Consider the following 26,852-nt stretch of genomic DNA (forward strand, 5'->3'; position numbering starts at 1 on the left):
ACTGAAATGATTACAGCATAAAACTTCATTGACGGCGGTCAATACATTTGGTATAATCAATAAAAAAGATCACATATCAGAAAAGATATTGTCGAACTTCACGGGGGAGGAATATGAATGAACGTTAAAAAATTTGCCGCTGGCATGACGGCAATGCTCTGTTGCGCAGGGGTTCTGTCCTATCTGCCGCCCATGCCGGCAAAGACCTATGCCACAGAGTTGGTCAGCAATGACTTTGAGGCCAACTATGACGGCTGGTACGGCAATGCGGATGCTGTCAAACTGACTGCCCAGTATGGTGTTGGCGTGGATGGTTCCCGGGGTATGCTGGTAACCGGCAGAACCAGTCTGTCAGACGGCGCAAGCTCTTCCAAGGGCCTGTACCTGGAGGGCGGCAAGGACTACAACTACAGCGTGGAGGTTTACAGTCCCACGGATGAGGTGTTCCACTTGTCCTTGCTTTGCCTGGATGAGGAAACCGATGAGCAGACCATCGTGGAACTGGATTCCAAGGCGGTGAAGGCAGGAGAGTGGACTACTTTGTCCGCCAACTACAAGGCACCGGAGAACAGCTATGAATTCCGGCTGACTATTACCACCGAAAGCGCCAATGACTTTGCATTTGACAATGTAAAGGTCACCGGCAAAAAGAATAACCAGACCGTGTATGCAGCAACTGCTGAAAAGGGTCTGAAGGACGAGTTTGCGGATTACTTCCGGGTGGGCAATATTCTCAACAGCGGAACCATTAAGAATTCTGCGATCACAGCAAATATCATCAAGGATTACAACAGCATCGAGTGCGAAAACGAAACAAAGCCGGATGCTACCATGGTACAGTCCCAGTCCAGCGGTACAAATGTAGCTGTCTCTCTCAACAGCTGTGCAGCCATTATGGACTTCTGCGTGCAGAATCAGATCGGCATGCGTGGACACACGCTGGTATGGCACAGTCAGAGCCCGGAGTGGGTGTTCAAGGAGGGCTTCAATGCGTCCGGTGCTTATGTCAATTCTGCAACTATGGATGCCCGGATGGAAAGCTACATCAAGAATTTATTCAATGCCATCAAGACACAGTATCCGGATCTGAATCTGTATGCATATGACGTGGCGAATGAGTGCGTCAGCGATGATTCTAATCGTACTGCTAATTACGGCGGTGCAAGAGAGCCTGGCTACGGCAACGGCAAGTCTCCCTGGGTACAGATTTATGGAAGCAACAGCTTTGTAGAAAAAGCCTTTACCTATGCAAGAAAGTATGCGCCGGAGGGCTGTGATCTGTACTACAATGATTATAACGAGTACTGGGATCACAAGCGTGACTGCATTTATAATATGTGCAAGTCCCTGTATGAAAAGGGCTTGCTGGACGGCGTAGGCATGCAGTCCCACATCAATGCAGATGCCAGCGGCTTTTCCGGTACAGCCAACTACATTACTGCCATGAAAAAGTATTTGTCCATCGGTTGTGATGTACAGATCACGGAGCTGGATATCTCCACCGAAAGCGGCAAGTTTACTGCCCAGCAGCAGGCGGACAAATACAAGGCGATCTTCCAGGCGGCTATGGACTGGAACAAGAATCCTTCCTCCGACGGTAGAGTGACCGCAGTGTGCATCTGGGGACCCAATGATGCAAATACCTGGATCAAATCTGAAAACACGCCCCTGCTTTATGATACCAACAATCAGCCCAAGTTGGCTTACACCACGCTGACCTCCATGATCCCCCGGTCTGAATGGGGGGATGGCACCAAGTATACCGGCGAGGTAAAGCCGGTGGAGCCGGATGCGAACGGCTGGTACTTCCACAGCACCTTTGAGGGTGATACGGATGAGTGGGAAGGCAGAGGTGCCGCAGAGGTCATGACCAGCGGACGGACTGCCTATGCCGGCGGCGAGGCATTGCTGGTACAGAGCAGAACGGCAGCATGGAACGGCGCAAGCCGTACGCTGAATACCCGTGCATTCCAGCCAGGCAATGCATACAGCTTCAGCGCTAATGTCATGTACTTTGACGGCGGCGATACGGACACCTTCTTTATGAAGTTACAGTATACGGATGCCAACGGAGATACCCAGTATTCCACCGTTGCAGAGGGGCACGCCATCAAGGGACAGTGGATTCAGTTGAGCAACACCAATTACACGATCCCGGCGGATGCCTCCAATTTGCAGCTGTATATCGAGACAGCGGAAACCTCCAATAACTTCTATGTGGATGAAGCAATCGGCGCAGTGGCGGGCACTGTGATCGAGGGCGCTGGGGAAGGTAAAACCGTGATCCGGGGGGATCTGAATTTTGACGGCAAAATCAATGGCGCAGATCTGGCTCTGGAAAGACGGGGACTCATCAAGGGCTTTACAGACAATTATGCAAAGCTTGCGGCAGATGTGAACCAGGACGGTGATGTCACTGTGGCTGACGCGGTACTGATCCAGAGCTTCCTGATCGGCAAGATCAAGGAATTCCCCATTGAAACCAAGCCCATTGATACAGTTGCTATGGAGCAGCTGTTCGCAGGGGTAACTCCTGCAACCAGCTTCAAGAAGGATGGGGAGAACAATCCTCTCTTTACCCAGCGGTTCGGTGCAGATCCTGGCTGGATGGAATACAACGGTCGGATCTACGTTTACACCACCAATGATGCCTTTGAGTATGATTCCAACGGCAATATGAAGGAAAACAGCTATGACGTAGGCACCATTAATTGCCTGTCCTCTGCTGATCTTGTAAACTGGACGGATCACGGCGCAATCCCGGTTGCCGGGAAAAACGGCAGAACCACCAATGGCGCTGCCAAGTGGGCATCCTGCTCCTGGGCACCGGATGCATGCCACAAGACCATCAACGGCAAGGAAAAGTTCTTCCTCTACTTTGCGAACAATGGTTCCGGCATCGGTGTTCTGACAGCGGATTCTCCTACGGGTCCCTGGACAGATCCCATTGGCAAGGAACTGATCTCCAGAAGCACCCCCAACTGCGGCAATGTGACCTGGCTCTTTGATCCGGCTGTATATGTGGACGAGGAAACCGGCAAGGGCTATCTGGCATTCGGCGGCGGCGTTCCGGAGGGGAAATCCGCAGATCCCGGCACGGCACGAATCGTGGAACTGGGCTCTGATATGACCTCCATCGTGGGCACGCCAACCACTTTGAATCCTCCCTATCTGTTTGAGGATTCCAGTCTTATTAAGATCAACGGCACATGGGTTTATTCCTTCTGCCACAACTGGAGCGTACCTGCCGGTCAGAAGTTCAACAGTGCCGACATCGGCTACATGACCGCAACCAATCCCCTTGGCCCCTACACCTACCAGGGTCCCGTATTCCGGAATACCGGCGCACAGGGCCTGGACAATAATGGGAACAACCACCATTCCATCATTGAGTTCAAGGGCAAGTATTACGTACTCTACCACACCCGTCAGTTGGAGATCCGCATGGGCGTCAATGGCGGCAAGGGCTACAATTATCGTTCGCCTTCTATTAGCGAGGCAACTGTAAACGGCACCTCCATCACCTGCGCAGGCTCTCATACAGGCGTAAAGCAGATAGAATCCCTGAACCCCTACACAACAGTTCAGGCTGAGACTATGTCCAATCAGTCCCAGGGCATTGCCGTAAACGGCTTGTCCGATACCACAGTGACCGGAACCAAGGGCAGCTGGACAAAGGTATCCGGCGTGAACTTCTCCAACGGCGCAAAGACTCTGACTGTAAAGGCATGCTCCAAATCCGGCGCAGTCATCAAGGTTTGCACCGGCGGAACAAACGGCGATGTGGTCACCTATGCAGAGATCAAGGCTGGCAGTACGCCGGAGGAGATCACCGTTCCTGTTGTGAACAGCGTCAGCGGAAACAAGGATCTGTATTTTGTATTCAGCGGCGATGTTACCTTCGACAGCTGGAGCTTCTCATAATTTAAGCGACACCGTACAGTTTGTGCGGCAGATGTAACAAGGAGTTTTCCGTCATATCACACAGAAATCCCGTGCAATACGCTGGTATTTCGGTTTCGTTTCTGTGCAATCTGACGAAAAAACTGTTGGTATGTCTGCCGCACAATCTTTATGCGGTGTTGCCCTTGACAAAGACGGAATTATGCGGTAAAGTTATACCATAGTATTATGTATAAATGCAGGCTGTGCATCTGAAGCCCTTTGGGTGAATCGGCGGAGCATTGCCTGTATGCAAATGAAGGGGAGAATTTTATGAATTTGAAGGCAAAATGGCTTGCTGCTTTGCTGACCACCGGTGCAATCTGCGGTACCATCGCAGCTGCACCCAAGTCTGCACTGCTGCAGATCCAGGTGGCTTCTGCTGCCAACACATATAATTATGTGGAGGCGATGCAGAAATCCCTGTTTTTCTACCAGGTGCAGCAGTCCGGCCCTCTGGCGGACTGGAATGAGGTTTCCTGGCGTGCGGACTGTATGATGAACGACTATGTGACAGGCGGCTGGTTTGATGCCGGCGACCATATCAAGTTTGCGTTGACCAATGCATATTCCTCTGCCATGCTGGCATGGGGCGTGCTGGAGTATGAACAGGGTCTGAAGGATGCGGGATTGTTGGACATGTACCGCAAGAACCTGCAGTTTTCCCTGGACTTCCTGGTAGGCTGTGATCTGGGTGACGAGGTCGTATACCAGATCGGCGAGATCGGCTTTGACCACAAGTGGTGGGGCTCCGCAGAGGTCTATATGAGAAAGTACGAGCTGATGCAGGGGGAGACCGAGCGTCCCTACTACACCACCAAGGACAGCAACGTAACCGGCGAAATGGCAGCAGCTCTGGCAGCCGGCTACCTGGTGTTCAAGGATTCTGATCCGGCGCTGGCAAAGACCTATCTGGAGCATGCGGAAAACTGCTTCAAGATCGCTGATACCACCCGGGATCACAAGAACACCCCCGCCTCCGATGACATGTACCCCTCCAGTCACTTCTATGATGAACTTTTCTGGGCAGCAAACTGGATGTACAAGGCAACCGGAGAGCAGAAGTATCTGGATCTTTGCGAATCCGACTATATCCCGAATCTGGGCAAGGAAGACCAGTCCACAGAAATGAAGTACACCTGGGGCATGTGCTGGGACGATGTGCAGCAGGGCGGTACGCTGCTGTATGCACTGAATACCGGTGATGCCACCTGGAAGGAACAGTTCCGGAAGCATCTGGAATACTGGACCACCGGCTACGGCGGCAAGCAGATCAATCACACACCGGACGGGCTTGCGTGGCTCACCAACTGGGGCTCCCTCCGTCACGCTACCACCACTGCTTTCATGGCATATGTGGCTGCGGATGAGCTGTTCAGCGGCACGGCGGATGCAGACAAGTACACCCAGTTTGCAGATACGCAGATGAACTACTGCTTTGGCGACAATGACAGCAAGTTCAGCTATGTGATCGGTATGGGGGATACCTATCCGAAGGCTTGGCACCACAGAACTTCCAGCGGTGTGTGGGATGACCAGTGGACCATGCTGGGTGAGGAAAAGGAATATGCGCATGTGCTGTACGGCGCCCTGGTGGGTGGCCCCGGTCAGTCCGGCACCTTCAATGACAAGGTGAACAGCTATGAGAACACAGAGGTTGCCATTGACTACAACGCCGGCTATACCGCTGCACTCTGTGCAATGATCCAGAAGTACGGCGGCGAGCAGCTGACCAATTTCCCGCCGGAGGAAACACCCAAGTGGGATGAATTCTTCATTGAAGCAGCAGTTAACCAGAGCAGTGAGAGCTACACAGAGGTCAAGGTTCTGGCTACCAACCATTCCGCATGGCCGGCTCGTCTGATCAAGAATCTGTCCTACCGGTACTACTTTGATATCTCCGAGATTCTGGCGGCTGGTCTGACTGTGGATGATATTACTGTCCGCATCGGTTACGATGAGTACAGCACCACCCAGATCTCCAAGCCCATCCAGTATGATGGCAATGTATATTATGTAGAGATCACTTATCCGGACGGCACAGTGATCTGCCCCTCCGGTCAGTCCGAGCATCAGGCTGAGCTGCAGTTCCGGATTTCCGTTCCGGATGCATCCAAGTGCTGGGATGCTACCAACGACTACTCCTTTGAAGGTCTGGGCAAGTCCGGCAACGAATGTGTCAAGACAGAGCGGATTACCATGTATGATTCCGGTAAGCTGATCTACGGCGTAGAGCCGGACGGCACCACACCGGATGATAACCCGGCTGTGACCACCACCTCTGAGGAGGATGTGCTGCTTGGAGATGTGGACTGCAATGGAAAGGTGAACGTGCAGGATTACGTTCTGCTTAAGCAGTTTATGGTCAAGAAGGCAGAGATCACTGCAAAGGGCGGCGTGAATGCAGATATGAATCAGGACAGAGCGCTGACAGTCAGCGACTGTGTGCTGCTTGCACGGAAGCTGCTTTCCTAAGAAAATCAGCAGGAATTACCCGATGTATATACATCGGGTAATTTTTTTCATGTGATTTTGACTGCCTCATAAATATTTTTTTGACATTGGTCATTTTGTATAAATATCTGCTGTTGAGTTTATAAGAAGTTGACAAAGTTCGGATTCCCCCTTTACAAAATTGTATAGATACACTATAATAGAACTACGGATAAAAGAAAAATACTGTTTATTTTTCACCGAAACTGATTCCAGACTGTATATCTCGATGGAAGCAGGCCGGTCCGGATCCATTCGTTATAACGGCGGGACCTGTGCTGGTCCCCGTTATATAATTTCTTATTTTTTATGGGAGGGTAAAAAATGCTGAAAAAGAAAATCGGCAAAATTGTTACCGCCAGTGCGGTAACTGCCTGTGTTCTTGTGAATGCAACAGCAGCTATGCTTCCGAGCATGTCCATGGTTGCGTTTGCAGGTCAGGAGCTTGGTCAGTTGGACTTCAACGAGGGTGTTGGTCTGCCTTGGCACATCTGTGAGTCCGGTCCTGGTAAGCTGAAGTTTGACATCGATGGTGGTACATACAACATCGAGATCGTAGAGCCGGGCGGTGCCGCTAAGGGCGGTGAGTCCCGTTGGGACTGCCAGTTCCGTCACAGAGGTCTGATCCTGGAAGCTGGTCATACTTACGAGGTTAAGGCAGAGGTTACTGCTGACCACGATGGTCAGATTTACACCAAGATTGGTGACTCCGGTTCTCCGTACCGTGAGCCTTGGCACAATGGCTATGGCAACGGTCAGGGCGGCGGCGACGAGTGGAATTGCATGAAGGTCACTGCAAACAAGACTCTGACAATCAACTCCACCTTCACCTGCACCGAAAACATTGAAGTTGGTGAGTGGGCATGGCAGTTCGGCGGCGCTGGTGAGCACCAGAGCACAGACTGTTTCCCGGCTGGTACAAAGCTGAAGTTCGACAACATGTCTCTGATCGACAAGACAGATGACAAGACCGACTACGATGTTCTGCACCCGAAGAAGGACGTTCCCGAGGGACAGGTTCGTGTTAACCAGGTTGGTTACTTCAGCACACTGCAGAAGCAGGCAACTGCTGTTGTAGAGAATGGCACTGCTGCTCAGAAGTTCTCTCTGCTGGATGCTTCTGGCAAGGAAGTATACACCGGTACTTCTTCTGAGACCAGATACGATGATGATTCTCAGCAGTACATCCAGGTTCTGGATTTCTCTGATTTCACCACTGCTGGTACTTACACCATTTCCTGCGGCGGCAAGGGAAGCTATTCCTTTAAGATTGGTAATGACGTTTACGATGGCATTCTGACAGACGCTGTAAACTACTTCTACCAGAACCGTTCCGGTATTGACCTGGAGGAGAAGTACATTACTTCTACAGGCATGAACGAGTCCAAGTCTGATCTGGTTCACGTTGCAGGTCACGTTCCGGATACTGCATACATCCAGTCTAAGTGGGTAAAATCCTACAAGGCTGACGGTTCCGACGTTGACAAGAGCAGCGGCACACTGAACGGTCAGGGCGGCTGGTACGATGCAGGTGACCACGGTAAATACGTTGTAAACGGCGGTATTTCCGTATGGACCCTGAACAACATGTACGAGCGTGTACTGGACAGCGACAACAATTCCAAGGAAAGCAAGTGGGCTGATAACTCCGGCACAGTTGTAATTCCTGAGAACGGAAACAAGATTCCGGATATCCTGGACGAGACCAAGATCGAGATGGACTGGATGATGGAAATGATCGTTCCCTCCGGTTACAAGATGACCTATGATGCATCTAAATACGGCGGTGCTGACACCGGCAAGTATGAGAACATGGTATTCCACAAGCTCCACGACCATAAGTGGACCGGTCTGGGCGTTCGTCCTAACGACTATGCTGAAGAGTGGGGCACCATTCGTATCGTAAAGCCCCCGTCCACCGCAGCTACTTTGAACTTTGTTGCAACCGCAGCACAGACTGCTCGTCTGTGGAAGGATATCGATTCCACCTACGCTGACAAGCTGCTCAAGCAGGCTAAGCTCAGCTATGCTGCTGCAAAGGCTAACCCCGAATTGTATGCTCCTCTGGATCAGGCAATCGGCGGCGGTGCTTACGGCGACACCAATGTAAAGGATGACTTCTACTGGGCTGCATGTGAGCTGTATGCTACTACACAGGATGCAACCTACCTGACCGATATGAAGGGCTACGCTGACTGCTTCAAGCTGACCACCAGCCTGGAAGGCGGCGAGAACACCGGTTCCTTCGGTTCTTTCAACTGGGGTAATACCGCTGGTCTGGGTACTCTGACTCTGTACCTGAACCGTGACGTACTGGATGCAGCTGATGCAAAGACTGTTTCTGACAGCATCACCGTAGCTGCTGATACCTACGTTGCAAAGGAAGAAGAACAGGGCTATGGTATTCCTTACCGTACCACAACCTTTACTGATGCAATCAACCTGGGCTATGACGAGAATGGCAATTTGATCGAGGTTGACGGTTATGAGTGGGGTTCCAACTCCTTCGTTGTAAACAACGCAATCGTAATGGCTTACGCTTACGATATCACCAAGGATGCAAAGTACATCGACGGTGTTTCCACCGCTATGGACTATGTATTCGGACGCAATGCAATGGACTTCTCCTATGTAACTGGTTACGGTACCTATCACTGTGAGAATCCTCACCACAGATTCTGGTCTCATGAGCTGGATAGCTCCTTCCCGTATGCTCCTTCCGGCGTAATGTCCGGTGGTGCAAACTCCGGTATCCAGGATCCGTATGTAAGAGGTATGGGTTACAAGCTGGGTACTCTGGCTCCGCAGCTCTGCTACATCGACAGCGTTGAGGCTTGGTCCGTAAACGAGGTTACCATCAACTGGAACTCTCCGTTTGCTTGGGTTGTAAGCTTCCTGGAAGATGAGGCTCCGCTGGTTGACCGTGATACTCCTGCAACTACCGCAAAGACCACTGAGGGTGGTACCACTTCTACCACTACTTCTACCGGCACAGCACTCTACGGTGACGTAGACTGCAACGGCAAGATTGAGATCAATGATATCGTCCTGCTGTCCCGTTATGTTGCACAGGATGCTACTGCAAAGGCTCCTACTGCACAGGGTCTGATTAACGCTGACTGTGAGTACAATGGTTCCATTGATGCTGGTGACATCACCGCAATCGCTCGTTACCTGGCTCATCTGTGCGAAGCTTCTGAGCTCGGTCCTCAGTAATCTGATCTGATTACAAATCCAGAATGCAGTCCGAAAGGGCTGCATTCTTTTTGTATAACGAAAACAGCCGTTCGGTTCATAGAGCCGGGCGGCTGTTGCTATGCGATCTTTGCCATAATTGCGCTGTGTTATGTGTTGACAAAGTTCTCCGGGCATGGTAAAATAGCAGTAGAAAGCATGCAAGGTGCAGGCTTTTCAAGTAATTGCAGAACAGGAGTGAACGATTATGATGAATGAAATTGGTGAAAACGTGAAGAAGCTGATGCTTCTGGGTATCGGTGCAGTGGCTGCAACCGCAGAAAAGTCCAAAGAGGTTGTGGATGAACTGGTTAAGAAGGGCGAGCTGACTGTGGAACAGGGCAAGACCTTGAACGAGGAGCTCAAGCACAATATCAAGCAGAAGGTTAAGGAAAGCGTGAACGTTGAAGTTGTCAAGGAAGCGGACACGAATGACATTTTGAACAAGATGGACGATATGTCCGCTGAGGATCTGGCTGCGATCAAGGAAAAGCTTGAAAAGCTGTCTGCAAAGGATCAGCAGGACGCTGAGGCGTGAAATTGCCGGTAAGCGACAGCCAGCATCGACTCCAGGAAATCGTCGGCGTCCTCAAGAAGCATAATATTGTCAAGGGGCTGACGCCAGAAAAGTTGCGACTGATTCTGGAAGATATGGGGCCTACGTTTGTGAAGCTGGGACAGATTATGTCCATGCGGAACGATATCCTTCCTACGGAATATTGCAAAGAACTGGAAAAACTGCGGGCAGATGTGAAGCCCATGCCTTTGGAACAGGTTCGTGAAGTCATTCAAGAGGAATACGGCAGACCCTTGGAAGACGTTTTTTCCTCATTTGATGAGCATCCACTTGGCTCCGCATCCATTGCACAGGTACACGCTGCAACGCTGCACGATGGCCGCCGTATGGTGGTCAAGGTGCAGCGTCCCCATATCCGGGAGACCATGACACGGGATATGTCCCTGCTCCGCACGGCGGTGAAACCTTTGAAGCTGACTCCCATCAGCGGGATGATTGACTTCAATATGGTGCTGGACGAGTTATGGTCGGTTTCTCAGCAGGAAATGGATTTCCTGGTGGAGGCACGGCATGCGGAGGAGTTCTACGAGCGGAGCCGGGATGTGGCGTTTGCCACCTGTCCGAAGATCGAGGATACGCTGACCACCTCTAAGGTGCTGGTAATGGAGTATATCGACGGCTTCTCCATTTGCGATATTCAGAAGCTGGAGGAGAATGGATATGACCGGAATGAGATCGGGCGGAAGCTGACGGATCATTATATCAAGCAGGTCATTGATGATGGCTTTTTCCATGCAGATCCCCACCCGGGCAATATCCGGATCCGGGATGGTCAGATCGTCTGGATCGACATGGGCATGATGGGCAGGCTCACCAACCGGGACAAGCAGATGTTCAAGTGTGCCATCAAGGCTGTAGTGGAACGGGATGTGAATGAGCTGAAGCGCATTGTGCTGCAAATGGGCGTATACAATACCCCCATCAACCAGGTACAGTTGTATGCGGATATTGACGGCTTGCTGGACAAGTACTGCTCCATGGACATGGGGGACGTGGACATGGGCAAGGTGCTGGAGGAGCTGATGATGGTGGCTTCCTCCCACAAGATCGCCATGCCAAAGGGTGTTTCCATGCTTGCACGGGGTTTGTTGACCATTGAGGGGGTGGTGGCAACCGTCAGTCCGGAGTTGAACATTGTGGAGGTGGCTGCCGATCATATCAAGGCAGAGCTGCGCCAGGAATTTGATCCCAAAAAGGAAGCGGCGGGATTGGCACGGCGGGTGTATGCCTCCAGCAACAAGGCGCTGGATATACCGGGTCTGCTGTCGGATCTTCTGAAGGCAACGGTCAAGGGGCAAACCAAGCTGAATATGGAATTTACCGGTTCCAACGAGCCCCTGTCCCGGATTGACAAGATGGTCACAGAACTGATTGCCGGGATTCTGGCATCGGCATTGCTGCTGTCCTCTAGCCTGATCTGTACGACGGACATGCATCCCCAGACGCTGGGTATTCCGACGCTTGGCTTTTTCGGATATCTGCTTGCCTTTGGATTGGCGATGTGGATTATTCTTGGTAAGCGAAAGCGGTGAAGCATGTTTTAGGCGACACCATGCAGGCTCTGTGGGTGTTGCCTTTACTTTTGGAGCGGTTTGGTGTATAATAAGAAAAAATGCGGGGTCAATTCGTTGACCTCGCTGTTTTCTGCTGTAGAAAGGTTGTATCCAATGAGTCAAAATAAATACGAAATCGATATGTGTCACGGTTCCATTCTCCCAAAGCTTCTGAAGCTGACGCTGCCCCTGCTGCTGTCCAGTGTATTGCAGCTGCTGTTCAATGCGGCGGATGTTATTGTGGTGGGCAACTTTGCCTCGGAAAATTCTCTGGCGGCAGTTGGCTCCACCACCTCCCTTGTGAATCTGATGACCAACCTGTTTCTGGGCTTGTCCACCAGTACCAATGTGCTGACCGCTATGTATATGGGGGCAGGAGAGTCGGACAAGGTGAATCGGACCATACATACCTCCATTTTGCTGAGTATCATCAGCGGTGCCTTCATGACCCTTGTGGGTGTTGCCTTTGCGGATAAATTCCTGTTGATGATGAAAGCACCGGAGGCCACTCTGTCCCTGTCCACCCTTTATCTGCGGATTTACTTTGTAGGCATGATTGCCATGCTGATCTACAATTTCGGCAGCTCCATCCTCCGGGCAATGGGAGATACCCGGCGCCCCCTGTATTATCTGGCATTTGCTGGCGTCATCAATGTGGTGCTGAATTTGTTTTTTGTCATCGTTCTGAAGATGGATGTGGCAGGCGTTGCCCTTGCAACCGTGATCTCCCAGTGCATCTCCGCAGCATTGATTATCCGGTGCCTGATGCACGAAAGCGGTGCCTTTCAGTTCTCCTTTAAAAAGCTGGGATGGGATCCCCATTTGGTCAGCAGGATCGTGCAAATTGGTATCCCCGCCGGATTCCAGGGGGTGGTGTTCTCTATTTCCAACGTAATTATCCAGTCCTCCATCAACGACTTCGGAGAGATTGTCATGGCGGGGAATGCGGCGGCTGCCAGCATCGAAGGCTTCATCTGGGTGTCCATGAATGCCTTTTCCCAAAGCGCCCTGACCTTTACCAGTAAGAACATTGGTGCCGGAAAATTCAGTCGGATCAACCGGATCACATTCATCACCTGCGCCTGTGCAGCAGTCACGGGACTGGTGCTGGGAAACCTGGCATACCTGTTCGGTACGCCCTTGCTGCATATCTACGACATGCGGCCGGATGTGGTTGCCGCCGGACTGATCCGGATGCGGCTGGTGTGCTGCTTCTATTGCACCTGCGGTCTTATGGACTGCATTGTTGGAAATATCCGGGGTATGGGCTACGCCGTCACGCCCACTATTGTGTCCCTGTTGGGAGCCTGCGGTCTGCGGATCCTGTGGATCTTCACCATTTTCCGCATGCCGGAGTATCACACCCAGTTTATGCTGTTCGTGTCCTATCCCTTGTCCTGGATCATCACCTTCCTGGTGCATCTGATCTGTTACTTTTTCATGCGCAGGCGCTTTCCCAAGCAGGATGTCCAGCCGGGAGAGGCTGCGGCATCTGCATAACAAAAACACAAAACACCGCACAAAGCTGAATCGCTCTGTGCGGTGTTTTTTATAAATCCTGCAGATCCGCTGCGGTCAGATCATTCTCCAGATTGTCCAGGGCAAGATCCGTGTCAATGGTGGAGTATGCAGCGGAAATTGGTTTTTCCCCCTTGTGGGGTGTGCTGTGATATACTTTCAGAGCGGGCGCATGAGTGCCGGCAATGATAGGGTTTGCGGGCACGTTTCCGTGCTTGGCTTTCCCCTGGAGCTCCGGTACTGCCGCTGCCTGCTTTCTGGTCACATCCTCCTGGGACATACAAATCACCTCTGTGTCAGTATGCCCGAACTGGCGCTCATTATCCCTGTGTCAATGTCCGCAGTACGGCTTCCACAGAGCGCTCCGGCAGGGACAGCTTGTGGATGGGTTCGTGGATATCTCCTAAATAATGTGCATCGGAATTGGTGATCATCCGGCACTGAGCCAGATAGGGGTGTGCCTGCCGTAGCTGTTCCACATAACCCGGATGCTTTAGTTCAAAACAGGTGAACTTGCTGTCCTCCGGGATCATGCCCAGATTGGACAGCAGACTGTTGGTGCGTTTTTCGATGTGCGCCGGGATCATAATGCCGTTCCGTTCCTGCACCAGATCATGCACCTGGTCGAAGCTGATATTGGCGGCATTGATCAGCATCAGGGACTCATCCCCGATGATCTCATCCTCCGCATTGACCACAAGCTGTCTGCCGAAAATCGCCGGGTCATTGGGAATGGGCGGGATCCGCCGGTGTACATACCGGTCAAAGTCCATCGCTCCCTCCAGGGTGGGGAACAGGCATACCACATGCACCTCCTCGCTGGTGCAAAGCTCCATGCCGGGAATGGCAAGAATGCCGTATGCTTCCGCAAGCTCCAGGAACGCCGGACAATTCCGGCTGGTGTTGTGATCCGTCAGTGCGATCACATCCAGTCCCTTGACCACAGCCATGCCTACGATATTGGACGGAAGCATATCGTCGTCCCCACAGGGAGACAGGCAGGAGTGGAGATGCAGATCATAGCTCAACTCATGCATGAATCAGTTCGTGCACCAGCAGGGCGGTTTCAAACACCGGCTGCTTGGATTGGAGCACCGTGACTCCTTGCTGCCGGGCTTTTGCCATGCCGTTGTCATCCAGGGGTGTACCCTCCGCCAGAATGATGCAGGCAGTATCCGTCAGTACTGCCACTGCAATGGCGTTCATATTGCCCATGACCGTGACCCATGCGCATCCGGCGGACGCCTTGCTCATGCATACGCTGAGCAGATCACAGGTAAAAACCCTAGTCAGTTCCGGATTCAGATCCCCTAGATTGAGTACGGTGAATTCCGGTCTGGCTGCTAATTGCTGTACCGTCATGTTTCTTGCTCCTTTTCTGTTTGATGCAGCAGATCCTCCGGAAGCTGGTCCATATACTGCCGCAGAATAAAGATGCAGTCCCGTTCCGATGCTTCGCCCTTCACAATGTCCTCCGCCAGAGTCCGGCAGGTGGGTGCTCCGCAGGAGCCGCAGTCCAGTCCCGGAAATCTGGCACAGAGGACTTCGATCTGCTGCATCATGGCAAGGCTCTCCTTGAAATTGCTGCCCAGCCGGAATACGGGTTTGTATTCGATCTCGGATTCCAGAAACGCATGGGGCGTGTATTCCCCGTTCAGGTGGTTGCAGGCAACGGGCAGGTATTTGCACAGCCGTTTCAGCTTTGCCTGTGCCACATAGGGGTTTTCCACCGTCAGCACGCCTCCCACGCAGCCGCCGCTGCATGCGTTCAGCTCGATAAATTCCAGATCCGTGAATTTTTCATCCTCCAGATCCTCCAGCACATGAATGACGTTCTCAATGCCGTCCGCCGCCAGATAACTGTCCGTCAGCAGTCCTCCTGCCTCGCCGCCGCTGTTGCCCCAGCCAACTCCGATCCTGCCGGAGCTTGCGTAATCCTCCCGCACCTCATCGCTGCGTTTCATCAGGCTCAGCAGACGGGGATACACGTCCTTGATGGCAAGCACCGCATCCACCTCCGAATGGTCGATGCCGATGGGGGATTTCACCGCCGTCACCTTTGCCGGACAGGGAGAGATGAAGATAATGCCGATCTGATCCGCCGGCAGTCCGGTTTGCCGCATGGCACGTTCCCTTGCCTGGATGGCTGCCAGATCCATTGGTGCATTGAAGGGCAGCAGGTGGGGGATGAGACTTGGAAAGCGCACCTGGATCAGCCGCACCACCGTCGGACATGCAGTACTGATAAAGGGCTTCTTTTCCGGATGCTCCTCCACATAGCGCCGGGACATTTCCGAAACCTGCTCTGCGGCACCGCTGACCTCAAACACATCGTCAAAGCCCATCAGGTGCAGTGCCCGCAGTACGATATTTACATCGTCCAGCCGGTTGAACTGGGCATACAGGGAGGGTGCCGGCAATGCCACCGTGTATGCATACTGCTTCATTACATCCGGGCTGTCATAGGTTGCCTCCTTGGCGTGGTGGGGACAGATCCGGATGCATTCCCCACAGTCGATACAGCATTCATTGGTGATTTCCGCCTTACGGTTGCGCACCCGGATCGCCTGGGTGGGACAGCGCTTGATGCAGTTGGTGCATCCCTTGCACAGGGACTTATCCAGCCGGACGGAATGATAGAATGTCTGATCCATCGGAGATCTCCTCCTTGTTGCCTAAAGTACTTAGAGATATACCTTCATCACAACGGTGGTTCCAACGCCCAACTTTGTTGTGATCTGCATATCGTCGGTGTATTTTTTCATATTCGGAAGTCCCATGCCGGCACCGAAACCCAGACTGCGCACGTTGTCTGGAGCAGTGGAATAGCCTGCTCGCATGGCCTTGTCAATGTCCGCAATGCCGGGACCCTTGTCTGTCAGCGTCATGGTGATCTGGTCGGAAGAGATCTCCACCGTGATGGTGCCTCCCTCTGCGTGGATCACCATATTGATCTCGCCTTCGTACATGGCAATGGATACCTTCCGGATTACTGCCGGATCCACATCCATCTGCTTGAGCCGACTTTTCACATCGCTGGACGCTTCACCGGCACGGGTGAAATCCTCGTTGGATACAGTATAGGTCAGGGTGATGGTATCGCTCAATTCCTCGCCCCCCCGCTCAGCCCGTGGGTATACAGCAGCCCGCAGGCGGTGAACATGCGGTGCTTTGTGACCAGAAGGGGGATGCCCCGCTGCTGTGCCAGCTCCAGCATGGCATCGTCAGGTTTCTTGCCTCGTACAAATACGATACACACAATGTCCATCATTTCTGCTGTGCGGATCACCTGAGGATTGCACAGACCAGTCAGCAGTACGGATTGATCTTTTACAAAGGCAAGTACATCGCTCATCATATCGGAACCGCAGGCGGTATGTACCGGGTGCTGCAGCATATCCTCACAGCATAAAACCTCGGCGCCCAGAATTTCTGAAATATTCTGCACTGTCATACACATATACCTCCATATAGCTGCTGGTGACGCAGCCTGATTAATATATATATTATAGCATACCCATTTCCGGCTTGTAAAGCACTTGTCACAAAAAAAGCCCGGCTGTTTGACAAATTTCAGACGAAAACATGGTGATTTTGCATAGGCAAACTGCAAAAATTCAGCTCGGATTCGGAATGAATGTGCAGGAGTCCGACTCCATGTTGTATATTATATACAAACATATAAGGGGGATTTGTTGCAATCTGTCGAATAGCTTTTTTCGCATGCGTGTGCTATAATTAACATATGTTGTACTGTTGTGTGCTATAGGTGCGCATTGTCGCTGCTATAGCCGCAAATTATTGCAAGGAGGTTCAACTAATGGGTTCAAAACAAACAAATGCAGTACCCTTTCACGGCACTGCCGAGCAGGAAGCACAGCTTCGTGCAATGGTGGACCAGCTGAAGGATACCAAGGGTGCGCTGATGCCGATTATGCAGAAGGCACAGGATATCTACGGATATCTTCCGATCGAAGTACAGACTATCATTTCTGATATGACCGGTATTCCGCTTGAGAAGATCTACGGCGTTGCTACATTCTACTCCCAGTTTTCTCTCTACCCGAAGGGGCAGTACACCATTTCCGTCTGTCTTGGCACCGCTTGCTATGTAAAGGGCTCCGGCGATGTGTTTGAAAAGCTCAAGCAGATTCTGGGCATTGAGGACGGTCAGTGCACCGCTGACGGCAAGTTCTCTCTGGAAGCATGCCGCTGCATCGGCGCATGCGGACTGGCACCGGTTATGACCATTAATGATGATGTGTACGGCAGACTGACCGTTGAGGAGCTGCCGGCTATTCTGGAAAAGTATAACGACTGATATGATGCCTGAGCTTTCACTCAACATTCTGGATGTGGCGCAGAACTGCGTCCGTGCAAAGGCAATGTTGACTGAGATCAGTATCTGCGCAGAAACGGGCAGGGACAGGCTGACGGTTGAGATCCGGGACAATGGCTGCGGTATGACGCCGGAGCAGGTGGCACATGTGTGCGATCCTTTTTTTACCACCCGGACAACCCGTAAGATCGGTCTGGGCGTTCCTTTTTTCAAGGAAGCGGCAGAGGATACGGGGGGATCGTTTTCCATCGAATCCGAGCCCGGAAAAGGCACGGTGGTTAAGGCAGTGTTTGTGCTTTCCAGCATCGACCGGATGCCACTGGGAGATATTACCTTTACTATCCGCTCCCTGATTACCCTGAACCCTACTCTGGATTTCGTCTATCGCTATCAGATCGACGATCGTTCCTTCATACTGGATACCCGCCAGTTTCGTGAGATTCTGGGGGATGTACCCCTGAACGAGCCGGAGGTTGCGCAGTATATTCAAGCTTATCTCACTGAAAACAAATCAGAAGTGGACGGGGATGTGATCCTGTAAGGCTTCTGTGATTAGGAGGAAAATTATGAAGTCCCTGGAAGAACTGAAGGCAATCCGAGACAAGATGCAGAATCAGGTAAACCTGAGAGACGAAGATACCACTGCAACCCGCATTGTGGTTGGTATGGCTACCTGCGGCATTGCAGCCGGCGCAAGACCGGTTCTGACCGCTTTTTCCGATCTGGCGCAGCAGAAGGGCATGAAGAACGTGGTTGTGACCCAGACCGGCTGTGTAGGTCTGTGCCAGTACGAGCCCATCGTGGAGATCCTGGAACCGGGCAAGGAGAAGGTTACATACATCAATATGAACCCGGAGAAGGCTGCTGAGGTATTTGAGCAGCACATTGTTCGTGGTCAGGTTAAATCCGAATATACCATCAGCTCTGCAGTTAAGTAAAATTCGACTTCGAAAGGATAGAAAATTATGTTTCGTTCACACGTTTTGATTTGCGGCGGTACCGGCTGTACCTCTTCCGGCAGTCTGAAGATTTATGATAAGCTGCAGGAGGAGATCAACAAAAACGGTCTGTCCAAAGAAGTGCAGGTCGTAAAGACCGGTTGCTTTGGTCTCTGCGCAAACGGCCCGATTATGATCGTTTATCCGGAGGGTACGTTCTACTCTATGGTAAACGTAGAGGATATTCCGGAGATCGTGTCTGAGCATCTGCTCAAGGGTCGTATCGTGACTCGTTTGGTTTATCAGGAAACCGTTGAGGAGGATGGCATCAAGTCCCTCAATGATACGGATTTTTACAAGAATCAGCACCGTGTCGCACTGCGGAACTGCGGTGTGATCAACCCGGAGTGCATCGACGAGTACATCGGCCGTGACGGCTACCAGGCACTGGGCAAGGTTCTGACTGAAATGACCCCTGAGGAGGTTATCCAGTGCATTCTGGATTCCGGCCTGCGTGGCAGAGGCGGCGGCGGATTCCCCACCGGCAGAAAGTGGCAGCTGGCTCGGAATATCGTGCCCAACGCAGATCAGAAGTACGTATGCTGCAACGCCGACGAGGGCGACCCGGGCGCATTCATGGATCGTTCCGTACTGGAAGGCGATCCCCACGTGGTTCTGGAGGCTATGGCAATTGCCGGCTACGCAATCGGCGCAACACAGGGCTATATCTACGTGCGTGCTGAGTATCCCATCGCCGTACAGCGTCTGGAAATCGCAATCAAGCAGGCACGTGAGTACGGTCTGCTGGGCAAGAACATTTTCGGCACCGACTTCAGCTTTGACATCGGTCTGCGTCTTGGCGCAGGTGCCTTCGTCTGTGGTGAGGAAACTGCACTGATGACATCCATCGAGGGCAACAGAGGTGAGCCTCGTCCCCGTCCGCCTTTCCCGGCTGAAAAGGGTCTGTTCCAGAAGCCTACCATTCTGAACAACGTGGAGACCTATGCAAACATTCCCCAGATTATCCTCAAGGGTGCGGACTGGTTTGCTTCCATGGGTACGGAAAAGTCCAAGGGTACAAAGGTATTCGCACTGGGCGGCAAGATCCACAATACCGGTCTGGTAGAGGTTCCGATGGGTACTACCCTGCGTACCGTTATTGAGGAAATCGGCGGCGGCATCCCCAACGGCAAGAAGTTTAAGGCTGCACAGACAGGCGGCCCCTCCGGTGGATGCATCCCCGCAGAGCATATGGATATTGCCATCGACTATGACAATCTGATTGCCATCGGCTCCATGATGGGCTCCGGCGGACTGATCGTTATGGACGAGGACAATTGTATGGTGGATATCGCAAAATTCTTCCTGGAATTCACCGTTGACGAGTCCTGCGGCAAATGTACTCCCTGCCGGATCGGTACCAAGCGGATGTACGAGATCCTGGATAAGATCACAAAGGGCAAGGCAACTCTGGAGGATCTGGATAAGCTGGAGGAGCTGTGCTACCACGTAAAGGCAAACTCTCTCTGCGGTCTGGGTCAGACAGCGCCCAACCCGGTTCTGTCCACACTCCGTTACTTCAGAGACGAGTACATTGCCCACATTGTAGAAAAGAGATGTCCTGCCGGCGTATGTAAGGATCTGCTCAGCTATGAGATCCAGGCTGACAAGTGCAAGGGCTGTACCGCATGTGCAAGAGTATGTCCTGCCGGTGCGATCAGCGGCTCTGTAAAGAATCCGCATACCATTGACAAGAGTAAGTGCCTCAAGTGCGGCGCTTGTATTGAAAAGTGCCGGTTCGGCGCAATTATCAAGAAGTAAGTGGAGGATGCGGAACATGGAGAATGTAACGATTAAAATTAACGGCGTAGAAACCAGCGTGCCTGCCGGAACCACCATTCTGGAAGCGGCACATATGGCAAATATCGAAATTCCGACCCTTTGCTTTATGAAGGAGATCAACGCCATCGGCGCATGCCGGATCTGTATGGTGGAGGCAAACGAGGGCAGAGGCAATCGTCTGGTTGCTGCATGTGTATACCCGGTCAGCCCCAATATGCAGATTTTCACAAACACCCCCCGTGTACTGGAAGCACGGAAGCGTACACTGGAGCTGATGCTTTCCACCCATGAGCGGAACTGTCTGTCCTGTGTCAGAAGCGGCAATTGTGAGCTGCAGCAGCTGGCAAAGGATCTGGGCGTAGAGGATGCCGGCATTTACGATGGCGTGACCAACCACTACGAGATCGATGGTACTGCTGCCCATATGATCCGGGACAACAACAAATGTATCCTGTGCCGCCGCTGTGTGGCTGCATGCGGTATCACCCAGTCCGTTGGAGTCATCGGCGCAAACGAGCGTGGCTTCAAGACCTTTATCGGCAGCGCCTTTGACATGGGTCTGGGCGAGACCAGCTGCGTATCCTGCGGACAGTGTATTGCAGTATGTCCCACCGGCGCTCTGGCTGAGAAGGATTCCACCTCTGAGGTGCTGGCTGCCATTGCAGATCCCAGCAAGCATGTGATCGTACAGACCGCTCCCGCAGTGCGTGCAGGTCTGGGCGAGTGCTTCGGCTACCCCATCGGTACCGACGTAGAGGGCAAGATGGTTGCCGCTCTGAGACGGCTTGGCTTCGACAAGGTGTTCGATACCGACTTTGCGGCTGACCTGACCATTATGGAGGAAGGCACCGAGTTCATCGACAGACTGCAGAACGGCGGCAAGCTGCCTCTGATTACCTCCTGCTCTCCCGGGTGGATCAAGTTCTGTGAGCACTACTACCCGGATATGACCGAGAATCTGTCCAGCTGCAAGTCCCCCCAGCAGATGTTCGGCGCAGTGGCAAAGAGCTACTACGCAGAGAAGATGGGCATCGATCCGAAGGATATGGTAGTCGTATCCGTTATGCCCTGTACCGCAAAGAAGTTTGAGATCGGTCGGGATGACCAGGCTGCAAACGGCGTGCCGGATGTGGATATCGCTTTGACCACCCGTGAGCTGGGCAGAATGATCCAGCGTGCAGGCATCAACTTCCAGGCTCTGCTGGACGAAGAATTTGATATGCCTCTGGGTCTATCCACCGGCGCAGGCGTGATCTTCGGCGCAACCGGCGGCGTAATGGAAGCAGCTCTGAGAACCGTTGTGGAGGTTCTGGAGAAGAAGGAACTGCCCAGCCTGGACTTCCAGGAAGTACGGGGCATGGAAGGCATCAAGGAGGCAACCTACAATGTTGCCGGCACAGATGTGAAGCTGGCAGTGGCAAGCGGTCTTGCAAACGCAAGAATGCTGCTGGACAAGGTAAATTCCGGCGAGGCAGACTATCACTTTATCGAGATTATGGGATGCCCGGGCGGCTGCATCAACGGCGGCGGTCAGCCCCATGTTTCTCCCGCTGAGCGGAACTTTGGCGACTATCGTGCGAAGCGTGCAAGCGTGCTGTACAGCAATGACGCAGCAAAGGCAGTACGGAAGTCCCACGAGAACGCAGGCGTCAAGGAGCTTTATGACACCTACCTGGAGAAGCCGGGCAGCCATAAGGCACACCAGCTGCTGCATACCACCTACGTCAAGAGAAGCATCAACTAATTCCATTGCGAAAAGAAAGCGCCGGATCCCAATGATCCGGCGCTTTTTTGTGAGGGATTTTGTTCGACATAAAAAGCCCGAAGGCGGTTCACAGACTGCCTTCGGGCTTTATTTGTATGGGATCGAACGAGCCGCTTACTCCTTGTGGAATTCTGCCAGCTCCAGTCCATCATTTTTTTCTAGTGCCCAGCGAATGTTCCACTCGCTGGTGAAAATGAGCAGATAATTATCGTGGAAATCCTGTACGATCTTGGTATCAGAGCTGAGATGCAGCTCCTGTACCGGTACAGGACTTTTGGATACCCAGCGGATGTACTGGTAGGGCAGTCCCTCCCGGATGATATCCACGTTGTATTCGTTTTTCATCCGATGCTCGAACACCTCAAACTGCAGCACGCCTACCACGCCCACGATCACTTCCTCCATGCCGGAGAAGGGTTCGTGGAAGATCTGGATGGCACCCTCTTGTGCGATCTGGGTGGTGCCCTTCACAAACTGCTTGCGTTTCATGGTATCCTTGTGGCGGATCCGGGCGAAATGCTCCGGCGCAAAGGTGGGGATGCCCTCAAATTCAAAACGCTTGCCGGGGGAGCACACCGTGTCCCCGATGGAGAAAATACCCGGGTCGAACACACCGATGATATCTCCGGCGTATGCCTCGTTGATGATTTCCCGCTCCTGCGCCATGATCTGCTGGGGCTGGGAGAGACGCATTTTCTTGTTGCCCTGCACATGGAGCACTTCCATGTCCCGCTCAAACTTGCCGGAGCAGATCCGCAGAAAGGTGATTCGATCCCGGTGCGCCTTGTTCATATTTGCCTGGATCTTGAATACAAAGGCGGAGAAGTTTTCGTCGTAGGGATCGATCTCCTGTCCCCCTGCATAGCGGGGCAGGGGTGGCGGTGTCAGTTCCAGGAATCGTTCCAGGAATGGCTCCACGCCGAAATTGGTCAGTGCGGAACCGAAGAATACCGGCGACAGCCGCCCCTCCTGCACTGCCTTCAGGTCGAATGCATCGCTTGCCCCATCCAGCAGCTCCACATCCTCCAGCAGGGTATTCCGGTTTTCTGTGCCGATGAGCCCGTCCAGCTCCGGAGAATGGAGATCCACCTCCGTTGCCTTGACCTCGTGCTGCCCGTTGTTGGCTTCAAAGGAGAGAATGTGCCGTTTTTCCCGGTCGAATACCCCCTTGAATTCCTTGCCGCAGCCGATGGGCCAGTTCACCGGATAGGTCTGGATGCCCAGCTCCTGCTCAATCTGCTCCAGCAGGTCAAAGGGGTTCCGGGATTCCCGATCCATTTTGTTGATAAAGGTAAAAATGGGAATATGCCGCATGACGCAGACCTTAAACAGCTTCCGGGTCTGGTTCTCCACGCCCTTGGAAGCGTCGATAACCATCACTGCGGAGTCCGCCGCCATCAGGGTTCGGTAGGTATCCTCCGAAAAATCCTGGTGTCCCGGTGTGTCCAGAATGTTGATGCAGTAGTTCTTGTACTGAAACTGCATGACGGAGGAGGTGACGGAGATTCCTCTCTGCTTTTCAATCTCCATCCAGTCGGACACCGCATGCTTGGCGGTTTTCTTGCCCTTGACAGAGCCTGCGAGGGCAATTGCCCCGCCGTATAGCAGAAACTTTTCAGTCAGTGTGGTTTTTCCCGCATCTGGGTGAGAAATAATGGCAAAGGTTCTTCTGCGTTTGATTTCCTGTTCAAGCTGTTTCAATCAAATGCCTCCATTCAGATTCCTGTTGACAAATACCAAAATAGTATACCACATTTTTATGAAAATAGCAAGGGCTCCATCGCACATTCTTTGCACGGTTCTGTCCGGGCTTCAGCCAGAAAAACCGTAAAAGCAGATGCCCAGTCCGGCGGACAGAAGAATCATGAGAATGGGGGAGGGCGCATGCTTCCGGAGCACCTTGGTCAGTGCATGCACCCCCACCAGCAGAGCCAGAATGCAGATGCCTCTTGCGTCCGGATGCAGACCATCTCCCAGCTTTGCAAAGCCCAGCAGGGTGTGCAGCCCCATGGTCACGGCGGTTGCAAGGATCAGTGCTACTATACAAGGGCGGATGCCGGAGAGAAAGTCCCGTACTGCTGCATAGCGGAGCAGATTCCGAAGCAGGGCGGCAATCAGAAGGATGATGCAGAAGGCAGGCAGCACCACCCCGCAGGTTGCCGCCAGTGCGCCGGGTATGCCTGCTTGGGACGCTCCCACAAAGGTTGCCATATTGACTGCCAGCGGGCCGGGTGTGGATTCGGACACGGCGATCAGATTCAGAAATGCCTCCTCCGTCAGCCAGCCGTTGGACAGAACCTTTTCCCGAATCAAAGAAATCATTCCATAGCCGCCTCCAAAGGATACGGCGCCGATCTCCAGAAAAATTAGAAACAGCCGGAGGAGGGTCATGGCTTACCCTCCTTCCTGCAAATGCGGCGGATTTTCCCTGCCAGGATTCCCACAGCCCCACTGAGGAGGATGTAATATACAGAGGAAAAGCTGACTGCAAGCAGGGTGCAAAGCAGCATGCCCATGCCCACCCCCAGCAGGATGCAGAGACTTACAGGATCCCGTTCCAGACTCCGGAGCATCCGCAAACCGGCAGTTATAATTAAGTAGACCACGCAGATCTGGATGCCGTGAAAGGCGTATGCCACATAGGTCAGCGTCAGGAACCGATCCAGGAACAGGGAAATAATGTAGATGATAACAAAGGAGGGGATGCATACTGCTAGGGTGGCAGCTGCTGCGCCCCATCCCCCAGCCATCCGGTAGCCCAGATAGGTGGCGCTGTTGATGGCAACGGGGCCGGGCGTGGATTCGGCAATGGCAGCCATATCTAAAAATTCCTGTTTATCCAGCCATTTTTTCTTTGTGATAAACTCGTTCTCCAGCAGGGCGAGCATGGCATAGCCGCCGCCGAAGGTGAAAGCGCCGATTTTCAAAAAGGTCAGAAACAGGGCGAGAAGCCTGTTGGATGCTTTCATACGGAACACCTCCGATCAATAGTATACACAGTTTGCCTGTTTAAGTCAAGGCAGCATGGCAAAATGCCCTGTTTTGACACATGCGGTCTGCACTTTTGGGCAGTTTTTCTCTTTTCCCGTCGGAGAAAAGGGTGTATAATGTAATAGAAGACTTTGTATAGCATCTGCTGACGAATTTTCCGTCATATCACACAGAAACTCCTTGAAATACGACAGTATTCCTGCGCCATTTCTGTGCAATCTGACGAGAAATCTGTTGGCACATCTGCTACACAATTTTTGTGTGGCGTTGCTTTCAGAAAGAGAGTGTGTTTCGATGAATAAGGATCTGACAACGGGCAGTGCCAACCGCGCGCTGATCCTGTTTACACTGCCGATGTTTATCAGTGTGATTTTTCAGCAGCTGTACAACATGGCGGACAGTGTGATTGCCGGCAGGTATGCCGGCGAGGATGCGTTGGCAGCAGTGGGGGCAAGCTATCCCATTACTATGATTTTTATGGCGGTGGCGGTGGGCAGCCAGGTGGGCTGCTCTGTGGTAATCAGTCGGTTCTTCGGTGCAAAGGATTACGCCCGGACTCGTTGCTGCATTTCCACAACCTTGATTGCAGGCCTTGTGCTTTCCGCTGTGCTGACCCTTGCAGGGGTTCTGTGCAGTGCGCCCCTGATGCGGCTGGTGAATACACCGGACAATATTTTTGCTGCTGGAAAGCTGTATTTACAGGTCTACACCGCCGGATTTCTGTTTTTGTTTATGTATAATGTTACCACCGGTATTTTCAGCAGTCTCGGGGACAGCAAAACGCCCCTGTACTTTCTAATCGCCTCCTCTCTGGGAAATGTAGCGCTGGATGCGGTGTTCGTAATTGTGTTCCATTGGGGTGTTGCCGGTGTGGCATGGGCGACCTTCATTGCGCAGGGCATCGCCTGCGTGCTGTCCGTTCTGGTGCTGCGCCGCCGGATCCGGCAGCTGGAAACGGCGGAAAATCCCCAGCGGTTCAGCTGGACAGCCCTCCGGGAGATTGCCCGGGTGGCGATCCCGAGTATATTACAGCAAGGCTTTGTTTCTGTGGGAAATCTGTTTATTCAGTACCTGGTCAACGGCTTTGGCTCCTCCGTCATTGCCGGCTACTCTGCTGCCATTAAGCTGAACACCTTTGCCATTACCAGCTGCACTACGCTTGGCAGCGGCATTTCCAGCTTTACCGCACAGAATCTTGGGGCAGGAAAGCCGGACCGGATCCGCAGTGGCTTTCGCACCGGTGCACTGTTTTCCGTGATCGTTTCAGTGGCGTTCTCCCTTGTGTTCTGCTTTCTTGGCAGTCCGCTGCTACGGCTGTTTATGAATCAGGACAGCACGGCACTGGCAATGGATACGGGGCTTCTGTTCCTGCGGATCGTTGCTCCCTTCTACTGCGTGGTGGCAGTGAAAATCAGCTGTGACTCTGTACTGCGGGGCGGGGAGTGCATGCAGTATTTTATGATTACCACGTTTCTGGATCTGGCACTGCGTGTGATCCTGGCGTTTGTCTTTTCTCCCCTGTGGCAGCAGACCGGCATCTGGCTGGCATGGCCCATCAGCTGGACTTTGTCCACTGTATTGTCCTTGGTATTTTACCGGATGCGGCCTTGGGAAAAGCGGATGCATGGGTGAAAACGGCAGCGGGCGTCCTGCCCGGCGC

General features: G+C 52.7%; 21 protein-coding genes. 12 read left to right on the forward strand and 9 right to left on the reverse strand.

The window, feature by feature from the left end:
* Positions 1-117 precede the first annotated feature (117 nt).
* From RUM_RS07755 to RUM_RS07780, 6 genes are all read left to right on the forward strand, one after another.
* Positions 118-3,924: an endo-1,4-beta-xylanase gene (locus RUM_RS07755; protein WP_015558588.1), complete on the forward strand. Its 3,807-nt coding sequence runs from the start codon at positions 118-120 to the stop codon at positions 3,922-3,924.
* Between the two features lie 291 nt (positions 3,925-4,215).
* Positions 4,216-6,417 (forward strand): glycoside hydrolase family 9 protein, encoded by a 2,202-nt coding sequence (locus tag RUM_RS07760; protein WP_015558589.1) that lies wholly within the window; start codon positions 4,216-4,218, stop codon positions 6,415-6,417.
* A 342-nt stretch (positions 6,418-6,759) separates the two neighbouring features.
* Positions 6,760-9,651, forward strand: a complete 2,892-nt coding sequence (locus tag RUM_RS07765) for a glycoside hydrolase family 9 protein (protein WP_015558590.1) — start codon at positions 6,760-6,762, stop codon at positions 9,649-9,651.
* A gap of 229 nt (positions 9,652-9,880) precedes the next feature.
* A complete protein-coding gene (locus RUM_RS07770) occupies positions 9,881-10,207 on the forward strand; it encodes a phasin family protein (RefSeq protein ID WP_041326703.1) in 327 nt (108 codons plus the stop codon).
* Positions 10,204-11,778 carry an ABC1 kinase family protein gene (locus tag RUM_RS07775; protein ID WP_041326349.1) on the forward strand — a complete coding sequence of 525 codons (1,575 nt, stop codon included), beginning with the start codon at positions 10,204-10,206 and terminating at the stop codon, positions 11,776-11,778. Before RUM_RS07770 ends, RUM_RS07775 begins: the two co-directional genes overlap by 4 nt.
* 135 nt (positions 11,779-11,913) lie before the next feature.
* Positions 11,914-13,299: an MATE family efflux transporter gene (locus tag RUM_RS07780; RefSeq protein ID WP_015558592.1), complete on the forward strand. Its 1,386-nt coding sequence runs from the start codon at positions 11,914-11,916 to the stop codon at positions 13,297-13,299.
* Between the two features lie 49 nt (positions 13,300-13,348).
* Here RUM_RS07780 and RUM_RS07785 read toward each other — a convergent pair whose 3' ends face one another.
* The 6 genes from RUM_RS07785 to RUM_RS07810 are packed head-to-tail and all read right to left on the reverse strand — an operon-like array spanning position 13,349 to position 16,771.
* Positions 13,349-13,597 carry a hypothetical protein gene (locus tag RUM_RS07785; protein WP_015558593.1) on the reverse strand — a complete coding sequence of 83 codons (249 nt, stop codon included), beginning with the start codon at positions 13,595-13,597 and terminating at the stop codon, positions 13,349-13,351.
* Positions 13,598-13,637: 40 nt separating this feature from the next.
* Entirely contained in the window at positions 13,638-14,354 is a 717-nt protein-coding gene (locus tag RUM_RS07790; RefSeq protein WP_015558594.1) for a PHP domain-containing protein, read from the reverse strand.
* Positions 14,347-14,679 (reverse strand): DRTGG domain-containing protein, encoded by a 333-nt coding sequence (locus tag RUM_RS07795; protein ID WP_015558595.1) that lies wholly within the window; start codon positions 14,677-14,679, stop codon positions 14,347-14,349. The genes RUM_RS07790 and RUM_RS07795 overlap by 8 nt, the downstream gene beginning before the upstream one ends.
* Positions 14,676-15,971 (reverse strand): [Fe-Fe] hydrogenase large subunit C-terminal domain-containing protein, encoded by a 1,296-nt coding sequence (locus RUM_RS07800; protein WP_015558596.1) that lies wholly within the window; start codon positions 15,969-15,971, stop codon positions 14,676-14,678. The genes RUM_RS07795 and RUM_RS07800 overlap by 4 nt, the downstream gene beginning before the upstream one ends.
* A 30-nt stretch (positions 15,972-16,001) precedes the next feature.
* Positions 16,002-16,424, reverse strand: coding sequence for an ATP-binding protein (locus RUM_RS07805; protein WP_041326350.1), 423 nt, complete (start codon positions 16,422-16,424; stop codon positions 16,002-16,004).
* Positions 16,421-16,771, reverse strand: coding sequence for a DRTGG domain-containing protein (locus tag RUM_RS07810; RefSeq protein ID WP_015558597.1), 351 nt, complete (start codon positions 16,769-16,771; stop codon positions 16,421-16,423). The genes RUM_RS07805 and RUM_RS07810 overlap by 4 nt, the downstream gene beginning before the upstream one ends.
* A 366-nt stretch (positions 16,772-17,137) precedes the next feature.
* Here RUM_RS07810 and nuoE point away from each other — a divergent pair, with 366 nt between their 5' ends.
* From nuoE to RUM_RS07835, 5 genes are read left to right on the forward strand one after another with little or no spacing between them, the layout of a single operon-like run.
* Positions 17,138-17,638: an NADH-quinone oxidoreductase subunit NuoE gene (gene nuoE / locus RUM_RS07815; protein ID WP_015558598.1), complete on the forward strand. Its 501-nt coding sequence runs from the start codon at positions 17,138-17,140 to the stop codon at positions 17,636-17,638.
* A 1-nt stretch (position 17,639) separates the two neighbouring features.
* Positions 17,640-18,197: an ATP-binding protein gene (locus RUM_RS07820; protein WP_015558599.1), complete on the forward strand. Its 558-nt coding sequence runs from the start codon at positions 17,640-17,642 to the stop codon at positions 18,195-18,197.
* 25 nt (positions 18,198-18,222) lie between these two features.
* Positions 18,223-18,594, forward strand: a complete 372-nt coding sequence (locus tag RUM_RS07825; protein ID WP_015558600.1) for a (2Fe-2S) ferredoxin domain-containing protein — start codon at positions 18,223-18,225, stop codon at positions 18,592-18,594.
* Positions 18,595-18,621: 27 nt separating this feature from the next.
* Positions 18,622-20,415 carry an NADH-quinone oxidoreductase subunit NuoF gene (locus RUM_RS07830; RefSeq protein ID WP_015558601.1) on the forward strand — a complete coding sequence of 598 codons (1,794 nt, stop codon included), beginning with the start codon at positions 18,622-18,624 and terminating at the stop codon, positions 20,413-20,415.
* Between the two features lie 16 nt (positions 20,416-20,431).
* Positions 20,432-22,180 carry an NADH-dependent [FeFe] hydrogenase, group A6 gene (locus RUM_RS07835; RefSeq protein ID WP_015558602.1) on the forward strand — a complete coding sequence of 583 codons (1,749 nt, stop codon included), beginning with the start codon at positions 20,432-20,434 and terminating at the stop codon, positions 22,178-22,180.
* A gap of 135 nt (positions 22,181-22,315) precedes the next feature.
* Here the strand turns inward: RUM_RS07835 and RUM_RS07840 are convergent, their stop codons facing one another.
* From RUM_RS07840 to RUM_RS07850, 3 genes are all read right to left on the reverse strand, one after another.
* Positions 22,316-23,902: a peptide chain release factor 3 gene (locus RUM_RS07840; protein WP_041326351.1), complete on the reverse strand. Its 1,587-nt coding sequence runs from the start codon at positions 23,900-23,902 to the stop codon at positions 22,316-22,318.
* Between the two features lie 111 nt (positions 23,903-24,013).
* Positions 24,014-24,592 carry a chromate transporter gene (locus tag RUM_RS07845; protein ID WP_015558603.1) on the reverse strand — a complete coding sequence of 193 codons (579 nt, stop codon included), beginning with the start codon at positions 24,590-24,592 and terminating at the stop codon, positions 24,014-24,016.
* Entirely contained in the window at positions 24,589-25,170 is a 582-nt protein-coding gene (locus tag RUM_RS07850; RefSeq protein WP_015558604.1) for a chromate transporter, read from the reverse strand. The genes RUM_RS07845 and RUM_RS07850 overlap by 4 nt, the downstream gene beginning before the upstream one ends.
* Positions 25,171-25,486: 316 nt before the next feature.
* On the opposite strand from RUM_RS07850, the gene RUM_RS07855 reads away from it, so the two are divergent.
* The gene (locus tag RUM_RS07855; protein WP_015558605.1) at positions 25,487-26,824 is read left to right on the forward strand and encodes an MATE family efflux transporter; all 1,338 of its coding nucleotides are present in this window, start codon (positions 25,487-25,489) and stop codon (positions 26,822-26,824) included.
* The last annotated feature ends 28 nt before the right edge of the window (positions 26,825-26,852 follow it).

The organism is Ruminococcus champanellensis 18P13 = JCM 17042 (assembly GCF_000210095.1).
GTDB lineage: Bacteria > Bacillota > Clostridia > Oscillospirales > Ruminococcaceae > Ruminococcus_F > Ruminococcus_F champanellensis.